Genomic DNA, 15337 nt, shown 5'->3' with positions numbered 1-15337 from the left:
CCCCCCAGGAGGTTCAAGGCTCCTCGGGCAGGGAATAGTTTAGACGTGAACGATCCTGGGTCAATGCTCCAAACGGCGCGGCTTCGGGCCGATGCGGCGGGTCTGGCCCGGGCGGCGGACATTCTGCGGCGCGGCGGCCTCGTGGCGTTTCCGACGGAGACGGTCTACGGCCTCGGCGCGGATGCCACGGACCCGCAGGCGGTGGCCCGCATCTATGCCGCCAAGGAGCGCCCGAGCTTCAATCCGCTCATCGCCCACCTCGACAGCTTGGAATCGGCGCAGCGACAGGGCGTGTTCGACGAGACCGCCCGGCGTCTGGCGGAAGCCTTCTGGCCCGGCCCCCTGACCCTGGTGGTGCCGGTGGCGCCCACCTGCACGGTCTCCCACTTGGCGCGGGCTGGCCTCGACAGCGTGGGCCTGCGCGTGCCGGCGCATCCCCTCGCCCATGCGCTCCTGCAGGCGACCGGCCGCCCGGTCGCCGCGCCCTCGGCCAACCGCTCGGGCCGGGTGAGCCCCACCGATGCGGAGCACGTGCTGGGCGACCTCGACGGGCGTATCGACGCGGTGCTCGACGGGGGAGCCTCCCAGGTCGGGGTCGAATCGACCATCGTCGCCTGCCTCGAGGGCCCGCCGCGCCTGCTGCGCCCCGGCGGCGTGCCGCGCGAGGCCATCGAGACGCTGATCGGGACGAGGCTGGAAAGCGGGGCGGAGGGCGGCAGAAGCCCGCTTGCCCCCGGCATGCTCGCCTCCCACTACGCGCCGCGGGCGCGGGTGCGCCTGAACGCGACGCATGTCGAGGCGGGCGAGGCCGTCCTGCTGTTCGGCCCTGACGCTCCGAAGGGCGCGAAAACCGCGCGCATGACCCTGAACCTCAGCGAAAACGGCGACCTCATGGAGGCCGCCGCTCATCTGTTTTCGTATCTGAGGCAGCTCGACGCCTCCGGCGCCGCGACGATCGCCGTGAGCCCGATCCCGGAGACGGGCCTGGGCGAGGCCATCAACGACCGCCTGAGGCGCGCCGCCGCGGAACGGTGATCGGCTCCGCCCCTTATGGCCGCTTACTTCGCCGCCAGCTTCGCCGCGATCTGCGCCACGTGACGGCCCTGGAAGCGGGCGCCCTCCAGGTCGATCTCGCTCGGCTGGCGCGAGCCGTCGCCACCTGCCACCGTCGAAGCGCCGTAGGGCGAGCCGCCGCGGATCTGGTCGACGCCCGACTGGCCCTGGAACGAGTAAGGCAGGCCGACGACCACCATGCCGTGGTGCAGGAGCACCGGCAGCGTGGTGAGGATGGTGGCCTCCTGGCCGCCGTGCTGGGTGGCGGTGGAGGTGAACACGGAGCCGACCTTCCCGATGAGCGCGCCCTTGGCCCAGAGACTGCCGGTCTGGTCGAGGAAGTTCTTCATCTGCGCCGTCATGGTGCCGTAGCGGGTGGGCGTGCCGATGATGATGGCGTCGTAGTCCGGCAGCTCCTCGACGGTGGCGATGGGCGCCTTCTGGTCGGTCTTGTAATGGGCGGCCTGGGCGATCTCGGCCGGCACGAGCTCGGGCACGCGCTTCACGACCACCTCGGCACCCGCCTCGCGGGCGCCCTCGGCCGCGGCATAGGCCATCTGCTCGATATGCCCCCAGGACGAATAATAGAGAACCAGAACCTTGGTCATGCGAACCTCAATGGTTGGGATGGAGCGCAGCCCGGCCGCCCTTCAGCCCCTCTCGGCGAGGGTTGAAGGCGCACCGCTCTGCAAGGACGTGACACCCAAAAGGATAAGCTTTCCGACCTGCAAAACCAGTGGTACAGATGCAGGGTCCCTCTTGCGTGAATGCAAAAAGATGGCCAAGCAGCAACAGCTCGACTGGGATGACTTCCGGCTCGTGAAGATCATCGCCGAGGCGAACGGCCTTGCGGGTGCCGCGGAGCGGCTCGGGGTCAACCATTCCACGGTGTTCCGGCGCCTCGGCCAGATGGAAGAGAACCTGGGGGTCAAGCTCTTCGAGCGGCACCGGACCGGCTATGTGCTCACCACCGCGGGCGAGGAGATGACGGCCCTCGCCGAGCAGATGGAGGAGAACGTCACCTCCTTCACCCGCAAGCTCGCAGGCCAGGCCGTCGCGCCCGCCGGCGAACTGCGGGTCACCACCAACGATACGCTGCTCGTCCATCTGCTGACGCCGATCTTCGCCCGCTTCATCAAGGCCTGCCCGGAGATGCGGCTCGACGTGGTTCTCGCCAACCAGGCGCTCAACCTGTCGAAGCGCGATGCGGACGTGGCGATCCGCGCCACGGACGACCCGCCGGAAACGCTGGTGGGCCGGCGGGTGGCGACCATCGCCTGGGCGATCTACGGGCGGGCGCAGGACTTCCCCGGCATCCGGGGCCCGGAGGACGTGAGCATCGCGGCTCTCTTCGACCGGCACTGGCTCGCGCTGGGGGACAACCTGGCCCAGCTCAAGGCCGCCCGCTACGTGCGCGAGCACGTGGCGCCGGAGAACATCGTCTACAAGGTGAACACGGTGCTCGGCCTCGCCGAGGCGGTGGAGGCCGGCATCGGCATCGGCCCCCTGCCCTGCTTCATCGCCGACGAGAGCCCCAACCTCGTCCGGCTGTCGGACCTCAATGCCGACTTCTCGGCGGGGCTCTGGCTCCTGACGCATCCGGACCTGCGCCAATCCGCCCGGGTGCGGGCCTTCATGGACTTCATGGCAGCCGAGATCGCCAAGCAGAAGCGGCGGATCGAGGGGGCCGGGGCACGCGCGCCCAGCCTCGTCTCGGCAGGCTAGAGCTGTTTCCATTGGCATGGAAACAGCTCTATTGTGCTTGCCGCATTTTTTGACGGCGAACCGGATCCACTTCGCCGAAGAATGCTCTAGCCGATCTCCACCACCACCCGGCCCTTGATCCGGCCGGCGACGATCTCCCGGCCCGCTTCCAGCACGCCGTCGAGGGGGATCGTGGAGGTCATCGCGGCGAGCTTGCCGTGATCGAGCTCGCGGGCGATCCGATTCCAGGCCTCGAGCCGCAGCGCCCTGGGCGCCATCACCGAATCGACGCCCAGCAGCGCCACGTTGCGCAGGATGAAGGGGGCGACGGTCGCCGGCAGGTCCATGCCGCCCGCAAGGCCGCAAGCCGCGATGGCGCCGCCGTACCTGGTCATGGACAGGGCATTGGCGAGGGTGGTGGAGCCGACCGTGTCGACGCCGGCCGCCCAGCGCTCCTTGGCAAGCGGACGGCCGGGGCCGGCGAGTTCGCTCCGGTCGAGGATCTCGGCCGCTCCGAGTCCTTTCAGGTAGTCGGCCTCCTCGGGCCGGCCGGTGGAGGCGATCACGTGCCAGCCGGCCTTGGCGAGCAGCGCCACCGCAACGGAGCCCACGCCGCCGACGGCGCCCGTGACGACGGCCGGTCCGCGATCCGGGCCAAGGCCGTGGCGCTCCAGCGCCATGAGACAGAGCATCGCCGTGTAGCCCGCCGTGCCCACCGCCATGGCCTGAAGCGGCGTGAGGCCTGCCGGGAGCGGGATGAGCCAGTCGCCCTTGACCCGCACCTTCTCCGCATAGGCGCCCAGATGCGTCTCGCCCAGGCCCCAGCCGTTGAGGATTACGGCGTCGCCGGGCTTGAATTCGGGATTCGAGGAGGCCTCGACGGTGCCGGCGAGGTCGACGCCGGGGATCATCGGGAAGCGGCGCACCACCGGCGCCTTGCCGGTGAGCGCCAGCCCGTCCTTGTAGTTGAGGGTCGAAAGGGACACGCGGACGGTCACGTCCCCGTCCATGAGATCCGCCTCGTCGAACGCGCGGATCCCGACATTCTGCCCGGCTTCGGACTTGTCGATGACGACGGCCTTGAAGGTGCTCATCCCGATTCCTCCCCGCACCCATTTGTGGCGCGTAAGGAGGCAAGAGCAAGCGCCTCCGGCTTAGCCCTTCGCAGCAGAGACGGGGTTACTCCGCCGGCTGCAGGGCGGGCTCGCGCACGACCGGCTGCTCCTTGATCGGCAGGTTGATCAGGGCGGAGGCGAGGCCGAGCAGGACCGAGAGCCACCAGACCATGCCGTAGCTGCCGTTGATCTCGTAGAGCACGCCGCCGAGCCACACGCCGAGGAAGCCGCCGACCTGGTGCGAGAAGAACGCAAAGCCGTAGAGCATGGCCATGTAGCGGGTGCCGAACATCAGCATCACCAGGGAGGATGTGGGCGGCACGGTGGAGAGCCAGAGCAGGCCGATGGAGATGCCGAACAGGATCGAGGTGACGGGCGTGGCCGGAATCAGGATGAAGGCCGCGATCGCCACCGAGCGCCCGAGATAGATCCAGGCCAGCAGCCAGCGCTTCGACATGCGGGTGGAGAGCCAGCCCGAGCCGAGGGAGCCGACCGCGTTGGCGAGGCCGATGACGGCGAGCGTCCAGCCGCCGACCGCGGCCGAGAGGCCCGCATCCTTCAGGTAGGCCGGAAGATGCACGGTGATGAAGGCGAGCTGGAAGCCGCAGGTGAAGAAGCCGAGCACGAGCAGCACGTAGGAGCGGTGCTGGAAGGCTTCCGAGAGAGCCTGGCGGATCGACTGGTTCGGAGCCGCAGCCGGCCCGGACTGAGCCGTATCGCCTGTCGGCCGGGTCGCGAGCGCCAGGGCCAGGGGCATGACGAGGAGGACGCTGGCCGCAAAGACCAGAAGCGCCTGCTGCCAGCCGAGGGAATCGATCAGCACGTTGCCGATGGGCGGGAACAGGAACTGGCCGAACGAGCCTGCCGCCGTGCCGGCGCCGAAGGCCATGGGGCGCCACTTCTCCGGCAGGAGCTTGCCGAAGGCGCCGAGCACGAGGTTGAAGGAGCAGCCGGAGAGGCCGAAGCCGATCAGGACGCCGGCGCCGAGATGCAGGAGGCCCGGCGTGCTGGCATAGGCCATGACCACGAGGCCCAGCGCATAGAGAAGGGCGCCCGCGCAGAGCACCCGCAGGGCTCCGAACCGGTCGGCCACGGCCCCGGCAAAGGGCTGCCCCACGCCCCAGAGAAGGTTCTGGACCGCGATGGCGAAGCCGAAGGTGTCGCGCCCCCAGCCGTATTCCGTGATCATCGGCAGCTGGAACAGCCCCGAGGAGGCCCGCGGCCCGAAGGTGATCAGGGCGATGAGGCAGCCGCAGACGACGATGATTTCCGGAGAGACGCGGGAGCGGGCGGGCGAAGCGGACATGATCACGGCCTCAAGGCGAGAAGCAGGGTGCGCACCCTAGCTCAAGTCGCGGATCGGCAGAATTGAAAGTTTGTCGCCTTTGGCATGATGAAACGTGATGGGTGCGGCGTTCCCGCCGCTCTCCGAGCGTCGCGCTCAGACCACGAAGAACTCCTGGTGGGTCATCTTGAGGCCCTTCGCGAGGGCGGCGATCTCCACCGGCTTGTATTTGGAGCCGGTGCCGTCGGCATCGTAGGAGAGCACGCCCTTCTTAGCATCGTAGATGATCCGGTCTTCCCGGTCCTGCGCCCGGGACGCCTTCACGAACATGTCGGAGCCCAGCGTCTTCGGGCTGCCGTAGCTGCCCTTGCCCAGCTTGAAGGCCTGGTTGTCGAGCCAGATGGAGTCCAGCGATATGCTGTAATCGGCGATCCTGTCCTTGTTCGTGACCGTGTTCGGCCTCGCATCGAACACGAAGGTATCCCGGCCGGTGCCGCCATAGAGCACATCGTTGCCCGCGTCGCCCCAGAGGGTGTCGTTGCCGCCCCCACCTTTCAGGACGTTCGCGGCGCCGTTGCCGATCAGGTCGTCGCTCCGGCTGCCGCCGGTGGCGTTCTCGATCGTCACGCCCTTGGCGATGGTGAAGCCGCCGGCCACGAAATGCTCGGACGAGATGAAGCCGCCGGCGTTGGGATCGCCGTTGCGCAGCGTCGCGGGGCGCAGGTCGATGGTCACGCCCGCTGCACCCGTTGCCGCCTTGATCGTATCGTTCCCACCGGCATCCCAGATGCAGAACCAGCCGCCGTAGCCGGCCGCATTCGGCAGTTCGTAGGTGTCGTCGCCTGTAGCCGCGGCATAGTTGACGCCATAGAGGGCCTGGAGCGCCGCGATGTCGAAGGCGCCGAGGCCTGCCTGGTTCCCATAAGCTAGATTGTAGCCGGCCCCGTCCCACCCGGTGTTGTAGGACATGACGGTCCAGACGCCCTGGTTCAGGCCGTGAGAGCCGATCGAGGACGAGCCGTAGACGCCGGGGAAGGTCGATGCGTCCCATTCCATCCCGCCGTCATGCGGATGGGCGAGCCCAAGGCCGTGACCGATTTCGTGCAGGACGGTGTTGAGGCCGTCGCCGCCGAAATGCATGTTCGCCCAAGACTCCGAGGTGGGATTGAAGTAGCCCCAGACCTGTCCGTCATAAGGCGTCTCGTGAACGCCGAGATCGCCGTCGCCCAGAGGTGTCTTCCACCAGACGATGTCGGCGTCTGTGACGTCGGCGGCGTAGGTGAAGGTCAGGCCGCAGACGCTCTGGTAGAGATTAAGGGCATAGACGAAGGCAGAGGCTTCGGCGGGCGTCCACTCATCCGTGGCGCTGTTTTCGTGCAGATATTCTGTCCCGCCATGCACAGATAGGGCCGGGTCGAGGTCCGTCAGACCGCCGAACCAGATCTTGATCGGGCCGGCAGCCGGATCCCAGGCTGTGGAACCCCAGACCAGGGAGTCCACGTAAACGCTCCCATAGCCGGAGCCCGGCACAAAATTTCTGACCCCGCCCATGATCCCCCCAGCGGATTAGCAGGACTCGTTATAGCAATTCCGCTCCGCCATTCGTAGTGCCGCAACGCACATGAACGGGTGATGCTTAAGTCTGCCCCGGCTTGAGCTTATAGAAGATGTGGCGGCCGATCACGTCCATCTTCTTCAGGCGACGCGACCAGGAGGGCCGGACGTAGTCCGCGTGGTAGTGGGTCGCCCCGCCGACATCGGCGAGATAGGTCTTGCCCTCCAGCACGGCGCTCGCCACGCGCTTCGCCCGCTCCCAGGACTCGCTGTCGCGGATGCGCAGGGCCTTGCCCTCGCAGGCGAAAGTGAACTGGCAGGCCAGATGGCGGTGGCGGTTCTGGTAGACCACCCCGCAGATGCTGGAGGGGTAAAGCCCGCTCTTCACCCGGTTGAGCACCACCTGGGCCACGGCGGCCTGCCCCTCGAGCGGCTCGCTGCGGGCTTCGAAATAGACGGCCTCCGCCAGGCAGCGCTGCTCCTTGCCCAGGTCGTCCGGGTCGATCAGGTCGGCATAGCGCGGGCGATCCGGATCCTCGCTCTTCGGCAGGATCGTGACCTCGCCCCGGTCCAGGCGCGGCGACTGCAGGGATACCGGGGCGGCCGCGATCTCGATGGGCGTGGAGTCGATCGGAGCCGGGGTGGTCGAGGACAAGGCGACGGCACGCTTGACCATGGGCGTGGTGGGGCTCGCGGCCGCACCCGTCGATCCCGCAGCCGCCGCGGCCGGAGACTGGACCGAGGTCGCCTGATGGGTCGTGGTGTATTCGGGCACCTGCCAGGGCTCGAAAGCCTGCTCCGTCTCCGGCGCCTCGAGCTGGCCCTCCATGAGGACGGTGGGCGGCAGGAGCCGCTCGTCGTGGCTGTAGAGCAGCCGGGCGCTGCCCACCTGGTTGAGAACCGGGCGCAGCTGCCGGGCGCGGCGGGAGAGCGTGACCTGCGGCGCCACCAGCGGGTTGCCCTTGAGCGAGCGGTCGACGACGGCATCCGCGCCCGCCTCGGCCTTGCGGTCGGCCTTGAGGGGCTCGGAGGCGGCCTCATCCGGCAGGTCGTAGCGCGGCAGGGAGCGGAGGATGTCGCGCTCGATCCCGAGCCTGCCCCCGGCCAGGGCGGCGCCGGTCGGCGGGACGAGGGCCGTGTCGACGATGCGGGCGGTGGGGCTGCGCGGGGCGAAGCTGACGCCCGAATGGAGATCGTTGCTGGCCGAGGCGGTGAACGAGATCAGCAGGCCCGTGGCCAGCGCCCAGGGGGCGGTGGTGGCGCAGATCCATTTCACCCGAGATCGACGATACGGAAGACGCACGCGCTACACCCTGCAACACTCGAACCACCCGGAGCATCCGGCAGGAGGGCTCCGAGGCTTGAAGTTATCGCGGGTTAAGGTTGATGGCTGGTTAAGGCGGGCTCGGGCCTACCGGGCACCGCCTGCGTCAGGCTGCCGCTTCCCGGCCATGCGGCGCAGGGCACCGGCGGTTTCCGGATCGGCCGGAAAGAAGGCTTCGATGGCAAGCTCCGACAGGGTCACGTCGACGGGCGTGCCGAAGATCGTGGTCGTGCTGAAGAGAGTCAGGATCCCCTCCCCGGTCGTGAGCTGGAGCGGCACGACGATGCCGGCGTAGTCAGGGCTCGCCTTCGGACCGCGTGCCGCCGCATCGGGGATCGGATACGAGCGCAGTTCCTCGACCAGCTGTGCGAGCGTCGCATCGCCCGTGGCATCGACCTGCTTGAGCAGGCGATGGACCAGGTGGCTTCGCCATTCGGTGAAGTTCACGATCCGCCGCGCGAGGCCGGCGGGATGAACGCTCAGGCGCAGCACGTTGACCGGGGGCTTCATCAGGGCCGGATCCACCTCGCCGATCAGGGACACGAGCGCCTCGTTGGCCGAGACCAGCGACCAGTGCCGGTCGACGGCGAGCGCCGGATAGGGATCGTGCCCCTTGAGCACCAGATCGACCGCCTGGCGCATGCTTGCCAGCGCCGGATCGTCGAGGGAGCGCTCGGAATAGACCGGCGCGTATCCGGCTGAAACCAGCATGATGTTGCGCTCCCGCAGGGGCATGTCGAGTTTCTCCGCGAGCAGCAGCACCATCTCGCGGCTCGGCTGCGAACGGCCCGTTTCCAGAAAGCTCAGGTGCCGCGTGGAGATCTCGGCCTCGAGGGCAAGGTCCATCTGGCTCATGCGCCGGCGCTGGCGCCACTCGCGCAGGTAATCGCCCACAGGCAGGGTGCTGTTCACAGGTGTCCTCGCGGTTTTCATGAGCGGACCATAACGCGGGGCGAATGCATCTTCCATGACCTCGGAGGTAATCGACGGCATGTCCGGCTTCCGCGATCCTGCCATCACGGTTGAGGCCCTCAGCCGCCGAACACAGGAGAGAACCATGATGACGATCCATTCCTCCCCGCTCCTTCGCCAGGCTCTCGTGGCCGATGCCACCACCAGCGCCGCCTTCGGCCTGCTGATGCTGATCGGCGCCGGACCGGTGAGCGGCATCCTGGGGCTGCCGGAGATGCTCCTGCGCATCTCGGGCCTCGTGCTTCTGCCCTATGCCGGCTTCATCGGCTGGCTCGGCGTGCGCGAGACGATCGGCAAGCCCATCGCCTGGGCGGTGGTGCTGGGCAACGCCCTCTGGGCGGCGGACAGCATCCTGCTTCTCGTGAGCGGCTGGGTCGCGCCGACAAGCGCGGGCACGGCCTTCGTCGTCGGCCAGGCGCTGGTGGTGCTGATGTACGCGGAGTTCCAGTATGTGGGGCTGCGGCGCTCCGCGGAAGCGATGGCGTGAAATGCCGAGTAAGCACTCGTCATCCCGGACGGCGACAGCCGATCCGGGATCGCTTGCAGGATATGGCGCGTACTCCCTCTCCCAGAGGGAGAGGGTTGGGGTGAGGGGTTACAGGTCTATCCGGACAGGACACCAACCCCTCACCCGGACCTTGCGGTCCGACCTCTCCCACTGGGAGAGGTGTTCCCGCGCTTCACTTGTCCCACGATCCCGGATCCCCGCTGCGCTTTGTCCGGAATGACAGCGTGAACTAACCCCTCGCGTCCCGCCCGTTGAACGGCACCGGCTTGATGTCCGAGAGGTCCACCGTCTCCAGGCAGCGCACATTGATGGCGGCCATCGCTTCCCCCGTCGGCTGCTTGCCTTCGCCGAAGGTGGCCGTGCCGCAGGTCGAGCAGAAGCGGTGACGGATCGTGTGCGTGTTGAAGGTGTAGGTGGCGAGATCCTCCTCGCCGCGGATCACGTTGAGCGCGCTGCGCGGCACAAAGGTCAAAAGATAACCCTTGCGCCGGCAGATCGAGCAGTTGCACTCGATCACCTGCGCGAGATCCGTCTCGACCTCGTAGGCAACCTTGCCGCAATGGCACGAACCTTTATGAAGCCCCATCCTCCCCCTCCCTGTCAGGCTGCGTAGGCCACCATTCCCGTGACGATGAGGCCGGCGCCGAGCACGGCGACGAAGCGGTCGCCCATGGTGAGCGGCTCCGTCCTGCCCTGCGCCGCCATCTGGCCGATCGCGAGATCGAGCACAAGCGACACGGCGAAGGGCCAGGCGGCGGGCGGCACCGCCAACTGCTGCAGCGCAGGGTTTCGTGCCGCGATGAAGCCGATCACGATGCCGGAGACCAGCACCGCGCCGATGTAGAGCAGGCGTGCGCGCGACAGAGCCATGCGGATTTACGCCTGGCTCGCGGCTTTGCTGCCGAGCGCCGCCTGCGCGGCGGCAAGGCGGGCGATCGGCACGCGGTAGGGCGAGCAGGACACGTAGTCGAGCCCGGTTGCTTCGCAGAAATGGATCGAGGCCGGATCGCCGCCGTGCTCGCCGCAGATCCCGAGCTTGATGTTGCCCCGCGTCTTCCTGCCGCGCTCCACCGCGAGCTTCACCAATTCGCCCACGCCCTCCTGATCGATGGTCACGAACGGATCGGCGGGCAGCAGGCCCTTCTGCGTATAGGGGCCGAGGAACGAGGCTGCGTCGTCGCGGGAGATGCCGAGCGTCGTCTGGGTCAGATCGTTGGTGCCGAAGGAGAAGAACTCCGCCGATTCCGCGATCTCGGCCGCGCGCAAGGCGGCGCGCGGCAGCTCGATCATCGTGCCGACCTGGTACTCGATGGCAGCGCCGCTCTCCTTCTTGACGGCTTCCGCCATGGCGACGATGCGCTCCTTCACGAGGTCGAGCTCCGGCTTCGTCATGACGAGCGGCACCATGATCTCCGGAACCACCGGCTGGCCGGTGTTCTTGGCGGCCTCCACGGCCGCCTCGAAGATGGCGCGCGCCTGCATCTCGGCGATCTCGGGGTAGGCGACCGCAAGGCGGCAGCCGCGGAAGCCGAGCATCGGGTTGAACTCGTGCAGCTCGCGGGCGCGGTGCCTGAGCTTGTCGACGGAGGCGCCCATGGCCTTCGCCACCTCCTCCATCTCCTCCTCCGAGTGCGGCAGGAACTCGTGCAGCGGCGGGTCGAGCAGGCGGATCGTGACGGGCAGGCCGCTCATGATCGTGAACAGCTCCACGAAATCGGCCCGCTGCATGGGCAGCAGCTTGGCGAGCGCAGCCCTGCGGCCCGCCTCGTCGTCGGAGAGGATCATCTCGCGCACCGCCACGATGCGGTCGCCCTCGAAGAACATGTGCTCCGTGCGGCAGAGCCCGATGCCCTCCGCGCCGAAATTGCGCGCGGTCTTTGCGTCGAGCGGCGTCTCCGCATTGGCCCGCACCTTCATGCGGCGCACCTTGTCGGCCCAGCCCATGAGCGTGGCGAACTCGCCCGACAATTCGGGCTCCAGCATCTTCACCTGGCCCAGCAGCACCTGGCCGTTGGAGCCGTCGATGGTGATGATGTCGCCCTTCCTCAGGGTCTGTCCCGCCACCGTGAGCGTCTGCGAGGCATAATCCACGCGGATCGAGCCCGCGCCCGACACGCAGGGCTTGCCCATGCCGCGGGCGACCACCGCCGCGTGCGAGGTCATGCCGCCGCGGGTGGTGAGGATGCCCTCGGCCGCATGCATGCCGTGGATGTCCTCAGGCGAGGTCTCGACGCGCACGAGGATGACCTTGTGCCCGGCCTTCTTGGCCGCTTCCGCGTCGTCGGAGTTGAACACGATCTCGCCCGACGCCGCGCCGGGAGAGGCCGGCAGCCCCGTGGCCAGGATCTTGCGCTCGGCTTTCGGGTCGATGGTGGGATGCAGGAGCTGGTCGAGGGCCGCCGGCTCCACGCGGGTGACGGCCTCCTCCTGCGTGATCAGGCCCTCGCTCGCCAGCTCCACCGCGATGCGGAGCGCCGCTTTCGCCGTGCGCTTGCCGTTGCGGGTCTGGAGCATCCAGAGCTTGCCCTTCTCCACCGTGAATTCCATGTCCTGCATGTCACGGTAGTGCTTCTCGAGGATGCCGTAGATGCGCACCAGCTCGGTGTAGGCCTCGGGCATGGCCCGTTCCATGGAGGGCTTGTCGGAGCCCGAGGCGATACGTGCCTTCTCGGTGATGTCCTGCGGGGTGCGGATGCCCGCCACCACGTCCTCGCCCTGGGCGTTGATGAGGAACTCGCCGTAGAGCTCCTTCTCGCCGGTGGAGGGGTTGCGGGTGAAGGCGACGCCCGTGGCGGAGGTCTCGCCCATGTTGCCGAACACCATGGCCTGCACGTTCACCGCCGTGCCCCAGCTCGCCGGAATGCCGTGCAGCTCGCGGTACTTGATGGCGCGGCTGTTCATCCAGGAGCCGAACACGGCGCCGATGGCGCCCCAGAGCTGCTCCTGCGGATCCTGCGGGAAGGGTTTTCCCAGCTCCTTCTCCACCAGCGCCTTGTAGCGCGGGATCAGGCTCTTCCAATCGGCGGCGGAGAGATCGGTGTCGAGGCTGAAGCCCTTGCGGTCCTTGAACTCGTCGAGGATCTCCTCGAAATGGTGATGGCCGATATCGAGCACCACGTTGGAATACATGGTGATGAAGCGGCGGTAGGAATCGTAGGCGAAGCGCTCGTCGCCCGCGCCCCTGGCCAGCGCCTCGACGGTCACGTCGTTGAGGCCGAGATTGAGCACCGTGTCCATCATGCCGGGCATGGAGGCCCGGGCGCCGGAGCGGACGGAAACCAGAAGCGGATTCTCCGCATCGCCGAAGGTGCGGCCCGTGAGCCTGCCGACGAAGTCCAGGGCCTTCTCGACCTGGCCTTTCAGCTCCTCCGGATAGGAGCGGCCGTGATCGTAGTAATAGGTGCAGACCTCGGTGGTGATGGTGAAGCCCGGCGGCACCGGCAATCCCAAGTTGGACATCTCGGCGAGATTCGCCCCCTTGCCGCCCAGCAGGTTCTTCATCCCCGCCTGGCCCTCGGCCCTACCGTCTCCGAAGGTATAGACCCACTGCGTCATCACTCGATCCCTTGGCTGAAGAAACGCCCTGCTGCAGCGCAGGTGTTGGCTTGAAACATTTGGAACCCAAACGCAAGGTGAACAGCCAAGGTTCCTTCGCCGAAAGGAGGTGGGCGACATCGCCTTAGTCCTCATCGGCGCGGCTCCAGGGCTGCGGCCGATCATAAGAGAACCTGCCGCCTTGCTGCCAGCACCTGCAGCGCGCCAATCCCAACGCCCCGGCCCCGATGCCCGTAACCACAAATATCCGGAAGGGTTCGCCGAATACCCGGTCGCCGGCCTCGTGAACCCGGCAGGCATGAGGCACACTCAATTCCGCTCAGGAATCGAAGCCCTGTCGCTATGGGGAGACGACCATGGCCGTGTTCACCGTCACCGTGACCAATCCCGCAGGCGTGGATCTGTCGCTGTTCTTTCCCGGTCTGTCTGCGACGCGGTGGAGCTCGGCCGGATACAATCCCAGCAGCGGCAATGTGAGCTACGAGCTCATCACCAATGGCATCACCGACAACTCGCAATACTATAGCATCGACTCGCTCGGAAAGGACTATTCCTTTCCGAAGGGCGACGGCGGCCTCGCCGGAACGATCACGTCGGCCACCCTGTCCGTGACGCCGACGGGCGGAACCAAGGCCCAGCTCGCCACCCTTTCCATCGACCTCGGCACCAACATGGCCACCCTCGGCGGCGTGCCGATCCCTTCCATGATGGACATGACCCCCAGCTCCATGATGCGCCTGGCGGCCCGGTTCGATCCCGACGGGGCAAAGCTGATCCTGAGAGGCGCCGACGGCAACGACAGGCTGCCGGGCAGCCAATGGGGCGACACCCTCGACGGCGGGCGGGGGATCGACTGGCTCGCGGGCGCGGGAGGCGACGATCTCTACTACGTGGACAACCAAGGCGATACGGTCAGGGAGGACGGCGGAGGGGGCCTCGACACGATCCTGTCGACCGTGAGCTACCGTCTCGCGGAAGGAAGTTCGGTCGAGATCCTGCAGGCCTTTCCCAGCGCCGGCCGCATCGGCCTGACCGGCAATTCCTTCTCCAACCAGCTCTTCGGGAACGAGAGCGCGAACCGCCTCGACGGCGGCGCGGGAAACGACGCCCTCACCGGCGGCCTGGGCAAGGATGTCTTCCTCTTCACGACCAAGCTCAGCAGGACGGCCAATGTCGACCAGATTCTCGATTTCAGGGTCGTCGACGACAGCATCTGGCTCGAGAACGGCATCTTCAAGGGCCTGGGCAAGGCCGGCTCCCTCACCAAGCCCGCCAAGCTCGACACCGATGCCTTCGTGACGGGCAGCCGCGCCCAGGACAGGGAGGATCGCATCATCTACAGCAAGACGACTGGCGCCTTGAGCTACGACCCCGACGGGACGGGCTCGGCATCCCAGGTCAAATTCGCCCAGCTCGCCAAGGGGCTGACCATCAAGGCCTCCGATTTCTTCGCGGTCTGACGGGAGAACAAAAAGGAGCGGCCGGGACTGAGCCCGGCCGCCGATGATCTCCGCTCCCCGATCCGAAGATCAGACCCGGTACCGTCCGTTGCGCTTCACATAAACGGTGGTGCCCACCGGCACGCGCTCGTAGAGGTCGGCCACGTCCTCGTTGAGCATGCGCACGCAGCCGGAGGAGACCTGCTCGCCGATGCTCCAGGGCTCGTTGGTGCCGTGGATGCGGAAGAGGGTGTCGGCGCCGTTCTGGTGCAGGTAGAGGGCGCGGGCGCCGAGCGGGTTGTCGAGGCCGGCCTCCACGTAGCGCGGCAGATCCGGCTTGATGCCGACCATGGTCTTGGTGGGCGACCAGTTCGGCCACACCGCCTTGCGGCCGATCGTGGCGACGCCCCGCCAGGAGAAGCCCTGCTTGCCGACGCCGACGCCGTAGCGGATCGCCTTGCCCTCGGGCTGGACGAGGTAGAGCATGCGCTCGTCGATATCGACCACGATGGAGCCCGGCTTCTCGGGACCTTTGTACTCCACCGTCTGGCGGGCGTATTTCGGGTCCATCTTGCGCCGGTCGACCAGCGGGATGTTGTGCGGCTGATCCGGAATCGAGCCCACATACCAGTTGTCGTCGTCCATCGAGGCGACGGGCTGTTGCTGGGCGGTCTGGCAGGCAGCGAGCGGCGCGCCCAGAAGAGCGGCGATCAGGAGGCGTCGAATCATCGTCGGACTTCTGAAGTGAATCGGTTGCCGCCTAGGTAGAGCCTGAGAGGGCGATTGGCTGTGCCTCTCAGGCAACACCTTAACCTGAATTAACCGTTG

At 67.4% G+C, this 15337-nt stretch carries 14 protein-coding genes; 4 read left to right on the top strand and 10 right to left on the bottom strand.

Annotation, left to right across the window (positions count from 1 at the left end; genetic code table 11):
• The first annotated feature begins 45 nt into the window (after nt 1-45).
• The gene (locus GR303_RS14805) at nt 46-1035 is read left to right on the top strand and encodes an L-threonylcarbamoyladenylate synthase (protein WP_161723017.1); all 990 of its coding nucleotides are present in this window, start codon (nt 46-48) and stop codon (nt 1033-1035) included.
• A gap of 23 nt (nt 1036-1058) precedes the next feature.
• Here the strand turns inward: GR303_RS14805 and wrbA are convergent, their stop codons facing one another.
• Entirely contained in the window at nt 1059-1661 is a 603-nt protein-coding gene (wrbA, locus tag GR303_RS14800) for an NAD(P)H:quinone oxidoreductase (protein WP_161723016.1), read from the bottom strand.
• Nucleotides 1662-1830: 169 nt separating this feature from the next.
• On the opposite strand from wrbA, the gene GR303_RS14795 reads away from it, so the two are divergent.
• Nucleotides 1831-2778, top strand: coding sequence for a LysR family transcriptional regulator (locus GR303_RS14795; protein ID WP_161723015.1), 948 nt, complete (start codon nt 1831-1833; stop codon nt 2776-2778).
• A gap of 86 nt (nt 2779-2864) precedes the next feature.
• Here GR303_RS14795 and acuI read toward each other — a convergent pair whose 3' ends face one another.
• From acuI to GR303_RS14770, 5 genes are all read right to left on the bottom strand, one after another.
• On the bottom strand, nt 2865-3851 hold the full coding sequence (gene acuI, locus GR303_RS14790; RefSeq protein WP_161723014.1) for an acrylyl-CoA reductase (NADPH): 987 nt from the start codon (nt 3849-3851) through the stop codon (nt 2865-2867).
• 85 nt (nt 3852-3936) lie between these two features.
• Nucleotides 3937-5178, bottom strand: a complete 1242-nt coding sequence (locus tag GR303_RS14785; RefSeq protein WP_161723013.1) for an MFS transporter — start codon at nt 5176-5178, stop codon at nt 3937-3939.
• Between the two features lie 135 nt (nt 5179-5313).
• Nucleotides 5314-6657: a M10 family metallopeptidase C-terminal domain-containing protein gene (locus GR303_RS25160; protein WP_161723012.1), complete on the bottom strand. Its 1344-nt coding sequence runs from the start codon at nt 6655-6657 to the stop codon at nt 5314-5316.
• Between the two features lie 136 nt (nt 6658-6793).
• Nucleotides 6794-7987: a cell wall hydrolase gene (locus GR303_RS24360; RefSeq protein ID WP_343038439.1), complete on the bottom strand. Its 1194-nt coding sequence runs from the start codon at nt 7985-7987 to the stop codon at nt 6794-6796.
• A 135-nt stretch (nt 7988-8122) separates the two neighbouring features.
• Nucleotides 8123-8968: a helix-turn-helix domain-containing protein gene (locus GR303_RS14770; protein ID WP_161723109.1), complete on the bottom strand. Its 846-nt coding sequence runs from the start codon at nt 8966-8968 to the stop codon at nt 8123-8125.
• Nucleotides 8969-9002: 34 nt separating this feature from the next.
• Here GR303_RS14770 and GR303_RS14765 point away from each other — a divergent pair, with 34 nt between their 5' ends.
• Nucleotides 9003-9494 carry a hypothetical protein gene (locus tag GR303_RS14765; protein ID WP_246205553.1) on the top strand — a complete coding sequence of 164 codons (492 nt, stop codon included), beginning with the start codon at nt 9003-9005 and terminating at the stop codon, nt 9492-9494.
• A 250-nt stretch (nt 9495-9744) separates the two neighbouring features.
• Here the strand turns inward: GR303_RS14765 and GR303_RS14760 are convergent, their stop codons facing one another.
• The 3 genes from GR303_RS14760 to ppdK are packed head-to-tail and all read right to left on the bottom strand — an operon-like array spanning nt 9745 to nt 13070.
• A complete protein-coding gene (locus GR303_RS14760; RefSeq protein WP_161723010.1) occupies nt 9745-10101 on the bottom strand; it encodes a GFA family protein in 357 nt (118 codons plus the stop codon).
• 14 nt (nt 10102-10115) lie between these two features.
• On the bottom strand, nt 10116-10385 hold the full coding sequence (locus tag GR303_RS14755; protein ID WP_161723009.1) for a hypothetical protein: 270 nt from the start codon (nt 10383-10385) through the stop codon (nt 10116-10118).
• Nucleotides 10386-10391: 6 nt separating this feature from the next.
• Nucleotides 10392-13070, bottom strand: coding sequence for a pyruvate, phosphate dikinase (gene ppdK / locus GR303_RS14750; RefSeq protein ID WP_161723008.1), 2679 nt, complete (start codon nt 13068-13070; stop codon nt 10392-10394).
• A gap of 356 nt (nt 13071-13426) precedes the next feature.
• Here ppdK and GR303_RS14745 point away from each other — a divergent pair, with 356 nt between their 5' ends.
• Entirely contained in the window at nt 13427-14530 is a 1104-nt protein-coding gene (locus GR303_RS14745) for a calcium-binding protein (protein ID WP_161723007.1), read from the top strand.
• 69 nt (nt 14531-14599) lie between these two features.
• Here the strand turns inward: GR303_RS14745 and GR303_RS14740 are convergent, their stop codons facing one another.
• Nucleotides 14600-15238, bottom strand: a complete 639-nt coding sequence (locus GR303_RS14740) for a L,D-transpeptidase (RefSeq protein ID WP_161723006.1) — start codon at nt 15236-15238, stop codon at nt 14600-14602.
• Nucleotides 15239-15337: the final 99 nt, after the last annotated feature.

This window comes from Microvirga arsenatis, assembly GCF_009910705.1.
In the GTDB taxonomy this organism is placed as follows: Bacteria; Pseudomonadota; Alphaproteobacteria; order Rhizobiales; family Beijerinckiaceae; genus Microvirga; species Microvirga arsenatis.
Note: the sequence above shows the minus strand (reverse complement) of the source record. Positions and strands in the feature narration are given on the sequence as shown.

Coding starts and splice junctions, on each gene's coding strand:
- wrbA (WP_161723016.1), bottom strand. CDS start 1,661: ATGACCAAGGTTCTGGTTCTCTATTATTCGTCCTGGGGGCATATCGAG.
- GR303_RS14795 (WP_161723015.1), top strand. CDS start 1,831: ATGGCCAAGCAGCAACAGCTCGACTGGGATGACTTCCGGCTCGTGAAG.
- acuI (WP_161723014.1), bottom strand. CDS start 3,851: ATGAGCACCTTCAAGGCCGTCGTCATCGACAAGTCCGAAGCCGGGCAG.
- GR303_RS14785 (WP_161723013.1), bottom strand. CDS start 5,178: ATGTCCGCTTCGCCCGCCCGCTCCCGCGTCTCTCCGGAAATCATCGTC.
- GR303_RS14770 (WP_161723109.1), bottom strand. CDS start 8,968: ATGAAAACCGCGAGGACACCTGTGAACAGCACCCTGCCTGTGGGCGAT.
- GR303_RS14765 (WP_246205553.1), top strand. CDS start 9,003: ATGACCTCGGAGGTAATCGACGGCATGTCCGGCTTCCGCGATCCTGCC.
- GR303_RS14760 (WP_161723010.1), bottom strand. CDS start 10,101: ATGGGGCTTCATAAAGGTTCGTGCCATTGCGGCAAGGTTGCCTACGAG.
- GR303_RS14755 (WP_161723009.1), bottom strand. CDS start 10,385: ATGGCTCTGTCGCGCGCACGCCTGCTCTACATCGGCGCGGTGCTGGTC.
- ppdK (WP_161723008.1), bottom strand. CDS start 13,070: ATGACGCAGTGGGTCTATACCTTCGGAGACGGTAGGGCCGAGGGCCAG.
- GR303_RS14745 (WP_161723007.1), top strand. CDS start 13,427: ATGGCCGTGTTCACCGTCACCGTGACCAATCCCGCAGGCGTGGATCTG.
- GR303_RS14740 (WP_161723006.1), bottom strand. CDS start 15,238: ATGATTCGACGCCTCCTGATCGCCGCTCTTCTGGGCGCGCCGCTCGCT.